General features: G+C 62.4%; 11 protein-coding genes. 9 read left to right on the plus strand and 2 right to left on the minus strand.

What is annotated here, in order from left to right; translation table 11 throughout:
- Positions 1–59: 59 nt before the first annotated feature.
- Positions 60–494: a YkgJ family cysteine cluster protein gene (locus J1N02_RS15315; RefSeq protein WP_024072902.1), complete on the minus strand. Its 435-nt coding sequence runs from the start codon at positions 492–494 to the stop codon at positions 60–62.
- 240 nt (positions 495–734) lie between these two features.
- Here J1N02_RS15315 and J1N02_RS15320 point away from each other — a divergent pair, with 240 nt between their 5' ends.
- The 6 genes from J1N02_RS15320 (at position 735) to J1N02_RS15345 (ending at position 10,360) form a co-directional block, all read left to right on the plus strand.
- Positions 735–3,185, plus strand: coding sequence for a glycogen/starch/alpha-glucan phosphorylase (locus J1N02_RS15320; RefSeq protein WP_027605065.1), 2,451 nt, complete (start codon positions 735–737; stop codon positions 3,183–3,185).
- Positions 3,186–3,342: 157 nt separating this feature from the next.
- Entirely contained in the window at positions 3,343–6,858 is a 3,516-nt protein-coding gene (locus J1N02_RS15325) for a DUF2339 domain-containing protein (RefSeq protein ID WP_421147464.1), read from the plus strand.
- Entirely contained in the window at positions 6,858–8,210 is a 1,353-nt protein-coding gene (locus tag J1N02_RS15330; protein WP_027605063.1) for a DUF3999 domain-containing protein, read from the plus strand. Before J1N02_RS15325 ends, J1N02_RS15330 begins: the two co-directional genes overlap by 1 nt.
- Before the next feature lie 108 nt (positions 8,211–8,318).
- Positions 8,319–9,329, plus strand: coding sequence for a class 1 fructose-bisphosphatase (locus tag J1N02_RS15335; protein ID WP_027605062.1), 1,011 nt, complete (start codon positions 8,319–8,321; stop codon positions 9,327–9,329).
- Positions 9,330–9,505: 176 nt separating this feature from the next.
- Positions 9,506–9,760 (plus strand): hypothetical protein, encoded by a 255-nt coding sequence (locus J1N02_RS15340; protein WP_027605061.1) that lies wholly within the window; start codon positions 9,506–9,508, stop codon positions 9,758–9,760.
- 30 nt (positions 9,761–9,790) lie between these two features.
- Complete coding sequence (locus tag J1N02_RS15345; protein WP_027605060.1) at positions 9,791–10,360, plus strand: lipocalin family protein; 570 nt, start codon at positions 9,791–9,793, stop codon at positions 10,358–10,360.
- A gap of 54 nt (positions 10,361–10,414) precedes the next feature.
- On the opposite strand, the gene J1N02_RS15350 is transcribed toward J1N02_RS15345, so the two are convergent.
- Positions 10,415–11,779 carry a formimidoylglutamate deiminase gene (locus tag J1N02_RS15350; protein ID WP_027605059.1) on the minus strand — a complete coding sequence of 455 codons (1,365 nt, stop codon included), beginning with the start codon at positions 11,777–11,779 and terminating at the stop codon, positions 10,415–10,417.
- A 147-nt stretch (positions 11,780–11,926) separates the two neighbouring features.
- On the opposite strand from J1N02_RS15350, the gene hutC reads away from it, so the two are divergent.
- The 3 genes from hutC to hutU all read left to right on the plus strand — a co-directional run bounded on the left by hutC (position 11,927) and on the right by hutU (position 15,271).
- Positions 11,927–12,637 (plus strand): histidine utilization repressor, encoded by a 711-nt coding sequence (gene hutC / locus J1N02_RS15355; protein WP_223841674.1) that lies wholly within the window; start codon positions 11,927–11,929, stop codon positions 12,635–12,637.
- Entirely contained in the window at positions 12,634–13,194 is a 561-nt protein-coding gene (locus J1N02_RS15360; protein WP_027605057.1) for a HutD family protein, read from the plus strand. The genes hutC and J1N02_RS15360 overlap by 4 nt, the downstream gene beginning before the upstream one ends.
- 406 nt (positions 13,195–13,600) lie before the next feature.
- Positions 13,601–15,271, plus strand: a complete 1,671-nt coding sequence (gene hutU / locus J1N02_RS15365) for a urocanate hydratase (RefSeq protein WP_065940753.1) — start codon at positions 13,601–13,603, stop codon at positions 15,269–15,271.
- Positions 15,272–15,282 lie beyond the last annotated feature (11 nt).

Below are 15,282 nucleotides of genomic sequence, written 5' to 3' on the forward strand. Positions count from 1 at the left end.
ACTGGCCTCATCGGGGGCAAGCCCCCGATAGGGCCCTTGAGAGTCCCACAAAACCCGGATCAGAACTTGTCGAGGGTCTTGAACTTGGTCTCGCGCACTACTTCCTTCGGCTTGTACGCGCAATACCCCGGGCGCGGCCCGATCTTCGGGTGGTTGCGGCAAGTATCCGGGCGCTTGTCATAAATAGTGCAGAAGCGCGTCTTACGATCCAGGTACAGGCAGTCGTTGTTGCTCATGCGCTGCAGGGTAAAAATCTCGGATTTGTTGTTGTAGCGCTCGACGATGCCTTCCTTCTGCAACCGCTTGGCGATGTTCTTCGGCGGGTCGCCGCGCTCGAATTCATCGACGATACCAATGCGGATCAGGTCCTTGATCTTCACCTCAACCGGCAGCGTGCAGCAGCTGGACACGCAGCCGCCGCACATATGGGCGGAGTATTTCTGCCAAGTCTCGAGACGGTCGAGTTCCGCAGCGGCGATCAGTTGAGGCTTCATCAGGGTTCCAAAAGGTGGGGCGGTATCCGGGCGCGCGATCATACCGGGATTGGTGGTTTTTTGAACAATATTTTACGGATTTCAGCTCAAAGGCGCGGATGAGGGCTGATCGGGCACGACCCCTGCATCAAAAGCGTATTAAAGGTGAATGAGTTAAAAAACTGCCGAACCAGAGCGTCTACCGTCTGTCAGACCGACTAGGCTCTAGCAACTCCTTCAATCTCGCCCGAGGTCACACCGATGTCTCAGGAACCGCTTGCACGAGAAGCAGAGGTAGCCGCATTCCGCGATGCTGTCTTGACCAAACTCACCTACGCGGTGGGCAAAGACCCGGACCATGCCTTCGACCACGACTGGTTCGAAGCCATTGCCCTGGCCGCCCGCGACCAGATGGTCGACCACTGGATGGATCACACGCGGCGTATCTACCGCAAAGGCCAGAAGCGGGTGTATTACCTCTCCCTGGAATTCCTTATCGGCCGCCTGCTCTACGACAGCCTGAGCAACCTCGGCGTGCTGGAGATCGCTCGCGAAGCCTTGTCCGAGCTGGGTGTGGACCTCGAACGCATTCGCCTGCTGGAGCCCGACGCGGCGCTTGGCAACGGCGGCCTCGGCCGTCTGGCCGCATGCTTTATGGAAAGCATGTCGACCTTGGGCATCGCCGGTCACGGTTATGGCATTCGTTATGAGCACGGCTTGTTCCGCCAGGCGATTGTCGATGGCTGGCAGCAGGAACAGACCGAACGCTGGCTGGATTTCGGCAACCCGTGGGAATTCGAGCGGGCCGAGGTGATTTACCCGATTGGCTTTGGCGGCAGCGTCGAGACCCTGCCGGATGCCTCCGGCAAGCTGATCCAGGTGTGGACGCCCAACGAAACCGTGCGCGCCGTTGCCTACGACACCCCGGTGGTCGGTTGGCGCGGCGCCAGCGTGAATACCTTGCGCCTGTGGCGTGCCCGGGCGGTGGAAGACCTGCACCTGGAGCGCTTCAACGCCGGTGACCACTTGGGCGCCGTCGCCGAAGTGGCCCGCGCCGAGAGCATCTCCCGAGTGCTTTACCCGGCGGACAGCACCGAAGCGGGGCAGGAACTGCGCCTGCGCCAGGAATACTTCTTCGTCGCCGCCTCCTTGCAAGACCTGTTGCGTCGCCACAAGAACATGCACGGCTCGGTCCTGAGCCTGGGCGAACACGCGGCGATCCAGCTCAACGACACCCACCCCTCGATCGCCGTGGCCGAGTTGATGCGCCAGTTGGTCGACCTGCACGACATTCCGTGGGAAGCCGCGTGGGATGTCACCGTCGAAACCCTGTCGTACACCAACCACACCCTGTTGCCCGAGGCTCTGGAAACCTGGCCGGTCGGCCTGATGGAGCGCATGCTGCCCCGGCACATGCAGATCATCTACCTGATCAACGCCCAGCACATCGATGCGTTGCGCGCCAAGGGCATCCATGACTTCGACGTGCTGCGCGCCGTGTCCCTGATCGAAGAAGACAACGGCCGCCGTGTGCGCATGGGCAACCTGGCGTTCCTCGGCTCCCACAGCGTCAACGGCGTGTCCGGCCTGCACACCCAACTGATGCGCAGCACCGTGTTCTCCGAACTGCACAAGCTCTACCCGGAGCGCATCAACAACAAGACCAACGGCATTACCTTCCGCCGCTGGCTGTACCAGGCCAACCCCAAGCTCACCGATATGCTGGTGGAAGCCTTGGGCCCGGACATTCTCGACACCATCGAAACCCGCCTGGGCGAGCTGGAAACCTTCGCCGAGAAACAGACCTTCCGCAAAGCCTTCGCCGATCAGCGCCTGCACAGCAAGCGTGCGCTGGCCGAGATCATCCATGAGCGCCTGGGCATTTCGGTGAACCCGGCGGCGATGTTCGACGTGCAGGTCAAGCGTATCCACGAATACAAGCGCCAGTTGCTCAACCTGCTGCACACCGTGGCGCTGTACCAGGCAATCCGTGCCGAGCCGGGCACCGACTGGGTGCCACGGGTGAAGATCTTCGCGGGCAAGGCGGCGGCCAGCTATCACCAGGCCAAGTTGATCATCAAGCTGACCAACGACATCGCGCGCACCGTCAACAACGACCCGACCGTACGCGGCCTGCTCAAGGTGGTGTTCCTGCCCAACTACAACGTCAGCCTGGCGGAAAGCATCATTCCGGCGGCGGACTTGTCGGAGCAGATCTCCACCGCCGGCTTTGAAGCCTCGGGCACCAGCAACATGAAGTTCGGCCTCAACGGCGCGCTGACCATCGGCACCATGGACGGCGCCAACGTGGAGATGCACGAGCGCGTGGGCGCCGATCACATGTTTATCTTCGGCCTCAGTGCGCAACAGGTGGAGGCACGTAAACATGCCGGTGAATTCAACGCCGGGCCCGATATTGCGGCGTCCCATCGTCTGAGCGATGTGCTGCAAGCGATTCGCGGCGGGGTGTTCTCGCCGGACGATCCGGGCCGCTATGTGGGCTTGATCGACGGGTTGATCGACTACGACCGCTTCCTGGTCTGCGCCGACTTCGATTCCTACTGGGACGCCCAGGCGCGGGTCGAAGCGCATTGGCATGATTCCAAGGCGTGGTGGCGTTCGGCGGTGCTCAATACCGCACGGATGGGCTGGTTCTCGTCGGACCGGACGATCCGCGAGTACGCCACTGAAATCTGGAAAGCCCTCGACTAAACACCGCAATACAAAATGTGGGAGGGGGCTTGCCCCCGATGACGGAGTGTCAGTCGACAAATATGTCGACTGGTACACCGCTATCGGGAGCAAGTCCCCTCCCACATTAGTTGCGCGTCGATATACTGAGCGCCGGTTTGCTTAGGGAATATCGACCATGCAATGGATTTTCATGCTGATTGGCCTGGTGCTCGGCTGGACGCTCGATGAGTCGTTCTATGATGCGGGCATCGGTGCGCTGTTGGGGTTGGGCATCGGCCAGGCGATTCGCCTGTCGAAGCTGGCGACCCAGGCGCAGCAGCAGGCTGTTCAGTTGGAAACCACGCAGAAGGCGTTGATCGCCCTGGGTGAGCGCCTGCGGCAACTGGAAGTACCCACGCCGACACGCACTGTCATCGTCGAGCCGCCTGTGCCTGAGGCGGCACCTGTCGCCAAGGCGCCTGAACTGGTGTGGGAGCTGCCGGCTGAATTGGCGCCTGTCGCCATGGTCGCCGAACCGAGCCAGCCATTGCCGGATGACGTCTGGACGCCTGCCCCGACGCCACGTCCGCCTCAAGAACCTGCTGCTCCCCGTGACCCAAACCTGATCGAACGCGCCATCAGCGGCGCACGCAATTGGCTGTTTGGTGGCAACACCGTGCTGCGTGTCGGTGTGGTGCTGCTGTTTCTCGGCCTGGCCTTCCTGTTGCGCTACGCCACCGAAGGCATGGTGGTGCCGATCGAACTGCGTTACGCCGGCGTTGCCGCGGCGGCCCTTGGCCTGTTGGGCCTGGGCTGGTGGCTGCGGTTGCGTAACAGCAACTACGGCTTGATGCTGCAAGGCACCGGGATCGCGGTGCTGTACCTGACGGTGTTTGCCGCGATGCGCCTGCACCCGTTGATCGACCCGAGCGCGGCGCTGGGCCTGCTGGTGGCGGTCACGGTGTTCTCGGCGATCCTGGCGATTACCCAGGATGCGTTGGGACTGGCCTGTGCGGCCGCGCTCGGCGGCTTCGCGGCGCCGATCCTCACGTCCACCGGCGCCGGTAATCATGTCGCGCTGTTCAGTTATTTTGCCCTGCTCAACGCCGGTATCCTCGCCATCGCCTGGTTCAAGGCCTGGCGCTTGCTCAACCTGATCGGCTTTGTCGGCACCTTCGGCATCGGCTTTGCCTGGGGCATGCGCTCCTACACGCCGGAACTGCTGTGGAGTACCGAGCCGTTCCTGATCCTGTTTTTCCTGATGTACCTGGCTATCGGCCTGTTGTTCGCCCGGCGCAAATTGCGGGAGATGGGCGACGCGCCCGAAGGCCGTGATGCGTTGTTGCGCTGGTCGGCATCCAAAGGCGACTACGTCGACGGCAGCATGCTGTTCGGCCCGCCGCTGGTGGGGTTTGGCCTGCAGTTCGCGCTGGTGCAGCACCTTGAGTTCGCCGCAGCATTCAGCGCGCTGGGCCTGGGCATCCTCTACATGGGCCTGGCCCGCGTGCTCAGTGGCGGGCGCGCCTTGCTGCTGGCGGAAACCTGCCTGGCCCTGGGGGTGATCTTTGCCAGCCTGGCGATTCCCCTGGGGCTCGATGCGCGTTGGACCGCAGCTGCCTGGGCCGTGGAAGGTGCCGGGATCTTCTGGCTCGGCTTGCGCCAGCAGCGGCCGTTGGCGCGGGCATTTGGCCTGTTGCTGCAATTGGGCTCGGCGCTGGCGTTTCTCAGTGAGCTGCGCATCGGCGAGCACACGCTGCTGGAGGGGGCGCCCTTGGGGGCGTTGCTGCTGGGCGCGGCCTTGCTGTTCAGCTTCGACCAACTGCGCAGGGCCGCGACGCAGCAGGCGGCGGAGTGGGAGCGCAAGGGCCTGCCGGTTCTGGCCAGCCTCGGCCTGACTTTCGTGTACCTGCTCGCGCCGCTGCTGTTGCTGACTCAAGGCACTGCCATCAGTTGGGCGCTCGCCGGCCTGGCGACCCTGTTCATCGGCTTGCGGATTGGCTCGCGCACGTTCCTGTTCACGGCGTTCGCCGTGCAACTGCTGGGCGGGGCGTTGTTCCTGCTGCGCTTGCAAGGCGGCGACTCGGCAGCGGTATTCAACGCCGGCTGGAGCGGCCTGCTCAGCGCGTCGTTGATCGGCCTGGCGTTGATCGGCGGCATGCTGCTGGCGGCGCGCGACGACATGGTGCGTAGCGATGTACGGCTGTTGCGCGGGCTGTCCGTGGTGCTGCTGGCCGGGTTGGTGCTGATCAACCTCGCCGTGCTGTTTGTACTGCCATGGGAAAGCGCCAGCGGTGTGTGGGCGGCCAGTGGGTTGTTGATCATCTGGTTGAGCCTGTACCTGCAACAGCGCGTCAGTTTTGTATTTGGGTTGCTGCTGCAAGTGATCGGCGGCGCGTCGTTCCTGCTGGCGGTGCCGGAGCTGCTCGGGCCTTTGGCCAGCGAAGGCCTGCGTCCCCTGGGACATAGCGGGTTCTGGACGCCGATGGTGCTGGGCCTGGCCGCCTTGATCGGTGCCTGGCGCCTGCAGCGTGAACCCCATGCGCCGGTGTTTGCCGTGCTCAAGCTGCAACGCCTGTCTGACCTGCTGCTGGTGTGGGGCGCGGCGTGGTGGGCGTTGGCGCTGATCGCTGAAGTGCTGCGGTTTATCCCCGATGAACTGCGGGGGGCGTGCCTGCTGGGTAGTGCGGCGGTCAGTGTGGCGATCTGGGCGTTGCTCGCGACGCGCCTGCGTTGGGCGTCCCTGGGTATGCTCTGCACCCTGTTGATGCCGGCGGCGGGGATGGTTTTGCTGGTGTCTGCGCATAATTATTACCACCCGGCGGCGCACTACGGCTGGCTGGCCTGGCTGGCGGTGTTCGGGGTGCATTTCATCGCGCTGCGGCGTTTGGCGACGCTGGTGCCGGCCACCGTCCTGAGCATTGCTCACGTGTTGGGTGGCTGGATGCTGATCGGCGTATTGGCGCTGGAACTGCGCTACGGCCTGTTGTTGCTGTCGAGCGAATACAACGCCTGGCGCTGGCTGGGCTGGGCGATCCTGCCAAGTCTGTACCTGGTGCTGGCTGCTGCACCGCGCAACTGGCCATGGCCGGTGTCGGCGTATCCACGGGAGTATCGCGTGTTGGCGGCGCTGCCCTTGGCGGTGCTGATGCTGGGCTGGTTCTGGCTGGCGAATACCTTCAGCGACGGCACGGCCAAGCCGCTGCCCTATGTGCCGCTGTTCAACCCGCTGGACCTGGGGCTGCTGTTTGCGCTGCTGGGCGTGTACCTGTGGTCGCGCAGCGTGGCGCCGCAACGCGGGCCGCGTGCTGAATTGATCGCCCAGGGCATTGCCGGTATTTCGCTGTTCGCGTTCTTTACGGCCCTGGTGATGCGCACCGCACATCACTGGGGCGGCGTACCTTTCCATCTGGATGGGTTGCTGGAATCGATGTTGGTGCAAGCCGGCCTGTCGATTGTCTGGACCCTGATCGCCCTCGGCCTGATGATCGGCGGCCACCTGCGCCATCGCCGCGAAGTGTGGCTGATCGGCGCGGCGCTGATCGCGGTGGTGGTGGCCAAGCTGTTCTTTGTCGAGCTGAGCAACCGTGGCGGCCTGGCGCGGATCGTGTCGTTTATCGGCGTGGGCGGGTTGTTGCTGGTGGTGGGCTACTTTGCGCCGCTGCCGCCCAAGCGTGCCGAACCTGGGTTGGACACTGAAGGAGCATCCTCTTGATCGGTAAGTTGAGCGTGGTCGTGCTGGGCATCTGTACGACATTGTCGGCGTGGGCGCTGGAAACGCCGGCCGACTTCAGCAGCCAGGTGCCGCTGAGCGTCAGCGGCAACGGCCCCTGGTATCGCCTTGAGTTGCCCTTGGCCGTGCAACTGAATGCGCGCCAGGCTGATCTCAGCGATGTGCGCGTGTTCAACGCCGCCGGTGAACCCCAGGCCTACGCGCTGGCGCGTCAAGCGTCGCAACGCACCGAAAGTCGTGAAGTCACCGACGTGAAGTGGTTCCCGCTGTACGCCGCCGACACCCAGGCAACCTTACCCGGTGTGGTGATGAAAACCACGGCCGAAGGCACCCTGGTGGAAATCAAGCCGTCCACCGCACCCAAGCCCGGCAAGCAGGTGCTGCGTGGCTGGGTGCTCGATGCCAGTAAAATCAAGGCGCCGTTGCAGCAGTTGAGCCTGGACTGGAGCCGCGAGCAGGAGGGCTTCCAGCGCTTCAGCATTGAAGCCAGTGATGACTTGCAGCACTGGCAATCCTGGGGCGATGGACAAGTGGCGCGTTTGTCGTTTGCCGACGAGCGGGTCGAGCAGCATGACGTCAGTTTGCCGGGCCAGTCCGCGCGTTACCTGCGCCTGGTGTGGAAGGGGCAGGCGGCGCCGTTGCTGACCTCGGCCAGGTTGGCCAGTGCCACCAGCAGCAGCCTGCCGCTGCCGCTGGTATGGTCGCAGCCGCTCTCGGGCACGCGGCTCAAGGCGGGTGAGTACACTTGGAAGTTGCCCACTGGGCTGGGTGTCGAGCGCTTGCGTGTCGAGCTGAAGCAGGCCAATACGCTGGCGCCGGTGACCTTGGCGGGGCGACGCGATGGCAATCAAGCCTGGCAGCCGCTGAGCAATGGTCTGCTCTACCGCCTGACCCAGAATGGCCAGGACGTGGTGCAGGACGAGTTGCAACTGCCCGGCCAGACGGTCACCGAACTCAAGTTGCAGGTCGACGAGCGCGGCGGCGGCCTGGGCGTCGAAGCGCCGTCCCTGCGCTTCGCGGTGCGCGCCACGCAGTTGGTGTTCCTGGCGCGGGGCGAGCCGCCGTTCACACTGGCGCTGGGGAATGCCTCGGTGAAGGCGGCGAACCTGCCGTTGTCGACGCTGATCCCGGATTACACCGCCGAGCGCCTCAACACCTTGGGACAAGCCAAGGTGGCCGGGGCCGTCGCGGTCACTTCGCCACCGGTCCCGGCGGCTGTCGACAGCGGGCCGAACTGGAAAAAACTCGGACTCTGGGCCGTATTGCTGCTCGGCGTGGCGGCGCTGGGAGGCATGGCCTACAGTTTGCTGCGCAAGCCACCGGTGGCACGTTAAATAAAGTCCATGAACTCTATTGGGTTTAAATCCTCTGATAGGAGGAAATACGCCCCGACTCGCGTTAAACTGCGCGGGTTTTTAGCCCCCCCTTCATCGGAGCCTTCCATGTCCCGCGTTACCTTGAGTCGCTATTTGATTGAGCAGACCCGCAGCAACAACACGCCTGCCGATCTGCGCTTCCTTATCGAAGTGGTGGCGCGTGCTTGCAAGGAAATCAGCCACGCCGTGTCCAAAGGCGCATTGGGTGGTGTCCTGGGCAGCATGGGCACTGAAAACGTGCAGGGCGAAGTGCAGAAGAAGCTCGACGTGATTTCCAACGAGATCCTGCTCGAAGCCAACGAATGGGGCGGTCACCTGGCCGGCATGGCGTCCGAAGAAATGGACAATGCCTACCAGATCCCGGGCAAATACCCGAAAGGCGCCTACCTGCTGGTGTTCGACCCATTGGACGGTTCGTCCAACATCGACATCAACGCCCCGGTCGGCACCATCTTCTCGGTACTGCGTTGCCCGAACGAATACCTGAGCCAGAACGAAGCCCTGAACGAAAAGGCCTTCCTGCAGCCAGGCACCGAGCAGGTCGCTGCCGGCTACGCGATCTACGGCCCACAGACCATGCTGGTGCTGACCCTGGGCGATGGCGTCAAAGGCTTCACCCTGGACCGTGAAATGGGCAGCTTCGTCCTCACCCATGAAGACATCACCATTCCGGCTTCCACCCAGGAATTCGCGATCAACATGTCCAACCAGCGCCACTGGGAAGAACCGGTCAAGCGCTATGTGAACGAGTTGATGGAAGGCGAAGAAGGTCCGTTGAAGAAGAACTTCAACATGCGTTGGGTCGCGGCGATGGTGGCCGACGTACACCGTATCCTGACCCGTGGCGGCCTGTTCATGTACCCACGCGACAGCCGCGAGCCGTCCAAGCCGGGCAAACTGCGCCTGATGTACGAAGCCAACCCGATGTCCTTCCTGGTAGAGCAGGCGGGCGGTGCGTCCACCGATGGCCACCAGCGCATCCTCGACATCCAGCCCGACGGCTTGCACCAGCGTGTGGCGGTGTTCCTGGGTTCCAAGGAAGAAGTTGAGCGTGTGACCGCCTACCACAAGAAGTAAGCTGCGGCGATAAGTGAACGGCGTTGTTGTGAGCCGGTTCACCCTTAAAGAAGCCCCGAAACGTTTCAGCGTTTTCGGGGCTTTTTTGTTTTCGTTCGTCGGGAACCAGACACCTCTTTTCCCTTCTAAGCTTCTGGCAGATACCCAAGCTGCTTCGTCCCTCCAGGAGTTATTCCATGTCGTTACGCCGTCTCGCTTTGCTGGCTTTTTGCGTGCTGTTGGCCGCTTGCAGCAAGGTCAATCAAGAAAACTACGCAAAGTTGTCGGCCGGCATGCCTAAGGCCGAGGTGGAGTCGCTGCTGGGCAAGCCGACCGATTGTTCCGGCGCACTGGGCATGTCCAGCTGCACATGGGGCGATAAAAACAGCTTTATCAGCGTTCAATATGCCGGTGACAAAGTTCTGATGTTTTCCGGGCAAGGCCTGAAGTAAACCGGGGCGAAAGCCTGCGGGAGAAGAAGAATGATGCGTTTTGTTTTGTTCCTTTGCGCCAGCCTGTTTTTGGCGGGCTGCGCCAGCCATTCTGGCGATGATCTGCAACCCAAGACAGCGAGCAACGTCAACCTCAAGCGTTACCAGGGCACCTGGTATGAGTTGGCTCGATTGCCGATGTACTTCCAGCGCAACTGCGCGCAGTCCGAAGCCCGCTACACATTGCTGCCTGATGGCGATATGTCGGTATTCAACCGCTGCCTCACCACCGAGTGGAAGTGGGAAGAAGCCAAGGGCACGGCCACGCCGCAGGTGCCTGGCAAGACCGACAAGCTCTGGGTGGAATTCAACAACTGGTTTACGTCACTGCTGCCAGGCGTCGCCAAGGGCGATTACTGGGTGCTGTACGTCAGCGATGACTACAAGACCGCCATCGTCGGCAGCCCGAGCCGGCGCTATATGTGGATCCTGTCGCGCACGCCGACGGTCAGTGCGGACACCCGTGAAGACCTGTTGAGCAGGGCGCGGCAGCAAGGGTATGACACCACGCGGTTGATCTGGCGCACGTCGGATAAGCAGATGGCGAAGACTTCGCAGTAATTCTGGATCGCCACAGATCCAATGGTGGGAGGGGGCAAGCCCCCTTCCGCATGTTTAACCGAGTAGGTCTTTCAATACTTGTGTAAACGCCCGGCTACTCTCTTCCTCGCCGGCATGTCGCCCATCCCGCACGACCCACTTGCCGTTGACCAGCACATCGCGCACCTGCCGATCACCGCCGGCAAACAGCCAGCGATTGAGGATGCCGTCCTGTGTCGCTGTCGCCAGGTAAGGGTCGTCACCGTCCAGCACGATCCAATCCGCACGCTTGCCCACTTCCAGTCGACCTATCGGCTGCCCCAGCGCTTGTGCGCCGCCGTCCAGCGCCGCATCGAACAACGTACGGCCGACCATCGGCTGGTCGCTGCGATACAAGCGATTGCGCCGTTGATCGCGCAAGCGTTGGCCGTATTCCAGCCAGCGCAGTTCTTCCACCACGCTCAGGGACACATGGCTATCGGAACCGATGCCCAGGCGTCCGCCCTGGGCGAGAAAATCCACCGCCGGGAAAATCCCGTCGCCCAAGTTGGCTTCGGTGGTCAGGCACAAGCCGGCAATCGCGCGACTCTTGGCCATGCGCGTCACTTCTTCCGGGTTGGCGTGGGTCGCGTGCACCAGGCACCAACGTTCATCGACCTCGACGTTGTCGTACAGCCATTGCAACGGGCGTTTGCCGCTCCAGGCCAGGCAGTCGTCGACTTCCTTTTGCTGTTCGGCGATATGGATATGCACCGGGCACGTCTTGTCGCTGGCGGCCAATACTTCATTGATCTGCCGTGGTGTAACCGCGCGCAGGGAGTGGAAGCACAGCCCCAGTTGCTGCGCCGGCTGCGCCGCCAGAATCGGTTTGAGGCGCGCCTGCAGGTCCAGGTAGTTTTCGGTGCTGTTGATAAACCGTCGCTGCCCCTCATTCGGCGCCTGGCCGCCAAACCCTGAGTGGGTATAGAGCACCGGCACCAGCGTCAGGCCGATGCCGCTACTCGCTGCGGCCTGGCTGATCTGCCGCGACAGTTCCGTACGGTCGGCGTACGGCTGGCCGCTGACGTCATGATGCACATAGTGGAATTCGGCCACCGAGGTGTAGCCGGCCTTGAGCATCTCGATATACAACTGCCGCGCGATCACCTGCAGTTGCTCCGGGCTGATCTTGCCGACCATGCGGTACATCAGGTCGCGCCAGGTCCAGAAACTGTCATTCGGGTTGCCGGCCACTTCGGCCAACCCGGCCATGGCGCGCTGGAAGGCGTGGGAGTGCAGGTTCGGCATGCCCGCCAATACCGGGCCCCTGAGCCGTTCGGCACCGGCTGCGCTGGCGTTGGCCTCAACCTGTGTCAGCAGGCCATCGGCGCTGACTTCAAGACGTACATCGTTGGCCCATCCACTAGGCAGCAGCGCGCGTTCGGCAAAGAAAGCGGACATGATTAGAGCACCCCGGTCGTGTGTTTATTTGTATATACATATACAGACGTTTGCCTGCTCGGTAAACTCCGGCAATCTATGCATCTTTTCCCCTTGCAAGGATTCCCTGTGCCGACTCCGCCCGCCAAGTCTTCACTGGCTGCCCACATGGACGAAAGTCCGGCGCCCTTGTATGCCCGCGTCAAACAGATGATCAGCCAGCAGATCCTCAACGGCAACTGGCCGCCCCATTATCGCGTACCGTCGGAGAGCGAACTGGTCAGCCAGTTGGGCTTCAGCCGCATGACCATCAACCGTGCCCTGCGCGAGCTCACCGCCGAAGGTTTGCTGGTGCGCATGCAAGGCGTCGGCACGTTCGTCGCCGAGCCCAAGAGCCAGTCGGCGCTGTTCGAAGTGCACAACATTGCCGATGAGATCGCCTCCCGCGGTCATCGGCATACCTGCCAGGTCATCACCCTGGGTGAAGAGGCTGCCGGTTCCGAACGCGCCGTCGCCCTGGAAATGCGTGAAGGCGGGCGGGTGTTCCACTCGCTGATCGTGCATTACGAAAACGATATTCCCGTGCAAATCGAGGACCGTTTCGTCAACGCCCTGGTCGCGCCGGAATACCTGCAACAGGACTTCACCCTGCAAACCCCCTATGCCTATCTCAACCAGGTGGCGCCGTTGACCGAAGGCGAGCACGTGGTCGAGGCGATTCTCGCCGACGTTGCCGAGTGCAAGTTGCTGCAGATCGAGCCGAGCGAGCCGTGCCTGTTGATTCGCCGGCGTACCTGGTCCGGTCGTCAGCCGGTGACTGCCGCGCGTTTGATCCACCCCGGTTCCCGCCACAGCCTGGAAGGACGGTTCAGTAAATGAGTGCAGTGAAAGTCTGGCGCGCCGCCGATTACGTGCGCATGCCGTGGAAAAACGGCGGCGGCAGTACCGAAGAAATCACCCGCGATGCCGGCGAGGGCCTGGAAGGCTTCGGCTGGCGCCTGTCGATTGCCGATATCGGTGAGTCCGGCGGGTTTTCCACCTTCGCCGGTTACCAACGTGTGATCACCGTGATTAAAGGCGCAGGCATGGTGTTGACCGTGGATGGCGAGGAACAGCGCGGGTTGTTACCGCTGCAACCGTTCGCCTTCAAAGGCGACAGCCAGGTTTCATGCCGCTTGATTACCGGGCCTATCCGCGACTTCAACCTGATCTACTCGCCCCAGCGTTACCATGCGCGGTTGCAGTGGGTAGATGGTGTGCAGCGGTTCTTCACTACGGCGCAGACGGTGCTGGTGTTCAGCGTGGCGGATGAAGTGAAGGTGCTGGACGAGGTACTGGGCCATCACGATTGCCTGCAAGTGGACGGTAACGCTGGCTTGCTGGACATCTCTATCACTGGCCGTAGCTGCATCATCGAACTGACTCAGCGCGATTAAAAAATGTGGGAGGGGGCTTGCCCCCGATAGCGGTGGATCAGTCGGTATATCCTGGGCTGACACACCGCAATCGGGAGCAAGCCCCCTCCCACATTTGTTTTTGTGTCGCTTATAGAATCTGTTTCCAGTCCCTGCACCAATTTGTTACCGAACGCCCCAGCTCGGCGCAAAACCGCGCTGTCGTGACACACCTCCTTCGCTATAAACCCCCTTCGCAAGAAATTTCATCACGGCTCGAAGCCTTAATTTCCAAGGCTCGCACACGCTTTTCGGAAAAATCCTAACACCTCCCTCGGAAAGTTGGCCGCTTGATTGCATATGCTTGTATGTACAAGTAAAGATGTGTGCGTAAGACTCTCCTTCGCACCATCCATGTTCGCGCATCGATCGCCGAGGAGTTCTTGTTGTGACCAAGCCTACAAAATACCGTGACGTCGAAATCCGCGCCGCCCGCGGTAACAAGCTCACCGCCAAAAGCTGGCTGACTGAAGCGCCGCTGCGCATGCTGATGAACAACCTCGACCCGCAAGTGGCCGAGAACCCCAAGGAGCTGGTGGTGTACGGCGGTATTGGCCGTGCAGCGCGCAACTGGGAGTGCTACGACCAGATCGTCGAGAGCCTCACCCACCTGAATGACGATGAAACCCTGCTGGTGCAGTCCGGCAAGCCGGTCGGCGTGTTCAAGACCCACAGCAATGCCCCGCGTGTGCTGATCGCCAACTCCAACCTGGTACCGCACTGGGCCAGTTGGGAACACTTCAACGAGCTGGACGCCAAGGGCCTGGCCATGTACGGCCAGATGACCGCCGGCAGCTGGATCTACATCGGCAGCCAGGGCATCGTCCAGGGCACCTACGAAACCTTCGTCGAAGCCGGTCGCCAGCACTACGATTCAAACCTCAAGGGCCGCTGGGTCCTCACCGCCGGCCTCGGTGGCATGGGCGGTGCCCAGCCTCTGGCCGCGACATTGGCCGGCGCGTGCTCGCTGAACATTGAATGCCAGCAGGTCAGCATCGATTTCCGCCTCAACAGCCGCTACGTCGACGAGCAGGCCACCGACCTCGACGACGCCCTGGCCCGCATCGCCAAGTACACAAAGGAAGGCAAGGCCATCTCCATCGCGCTGCTGGGTAACGCCGCGGAAATCCTGCCGGAACTGGTCAAGCGCGGCGTGCGCCCGGACATGGTCACCGACCAGACCAGCGCCCATGACCCGCTCAACGGTTACCTGCCGGCCGGCTGGACCTGGGACGAATACCGCGCCCGCGCCAAGACCGAACCGGCTGCCGTGATCAAGGCCGCCAAGCAGTCGATGGCGGTGCACGTCAAAGCCATGCTGGAATTCCAGAAGCAAGGCATCCCGACCTTCGACTACGGCAACAACATCCGCCAGATGGCCCAGGAAGAGGGCGTGGAAAACGCTTTCGACTTCCCAGGCTTCGTACCGGCGTACATCCGCCCGCTGTTCTGCCGTGGCATCGGCCCGTTCCGCTGGGCTGCGCTGTCGGGCGACCCGCAGGACATCTACAAGACCGACGCCAAGGTCAAAGAGCTGATCCCCGACGACGCCCACCTGCACAACTGGCTGGACATGGCGCGCGAGCGCATCAGCTTCCAGGGCCTGCCGGCGCGTATCTGCTGGGTTGGCCTGGGGCAGCGCGCCAAGCTCGGCCTGGCGTTCAACGAGATGGTGCGCAGCGGCGAGCTGTCGGCGCCGGTGGTGATCGGTCGTGACCACCTGGACTCCGGCTCGGTCGCCAGCCCGAACCGCGAAACCGAATCCATGCAGGACGGTTCCGACGCCGTGTCCGACTGGCCGTTGCTCAACGCCTTGCTCAACACCGCCAGCGGCGCGACCTGGGTTTCGTTGCACCACGGCGGCGGTGTGGGCATGGGCTTCTCCCAGCACTCCGGCATGGTCATCGTCTGTGACGGCACCGACGAAGCGGCCGAGCGCATCGCCCGCGTGCTGCACAACGACCCGGCCACCGGTGTGATGCGTCACGCAGACGCCGGTTACCAGATCGCCATCGACTGCGCCAAAGAGCAGGGCCTCAATCTTCCAATGATCAAGTAACCCGATGTGGG

The sequence above is a fragment of the Pseudomonas sp. NFX5 genome, assembly GCF_049132125.1.
Classification (GTDB): domain Bacteria; phylum Pseudomonadota; class Gammaproteobacteria; order Pseudomonadales; family Pseudomonadaceae; genus Aquipseudomonas; species Aquipseudomonas marginalis.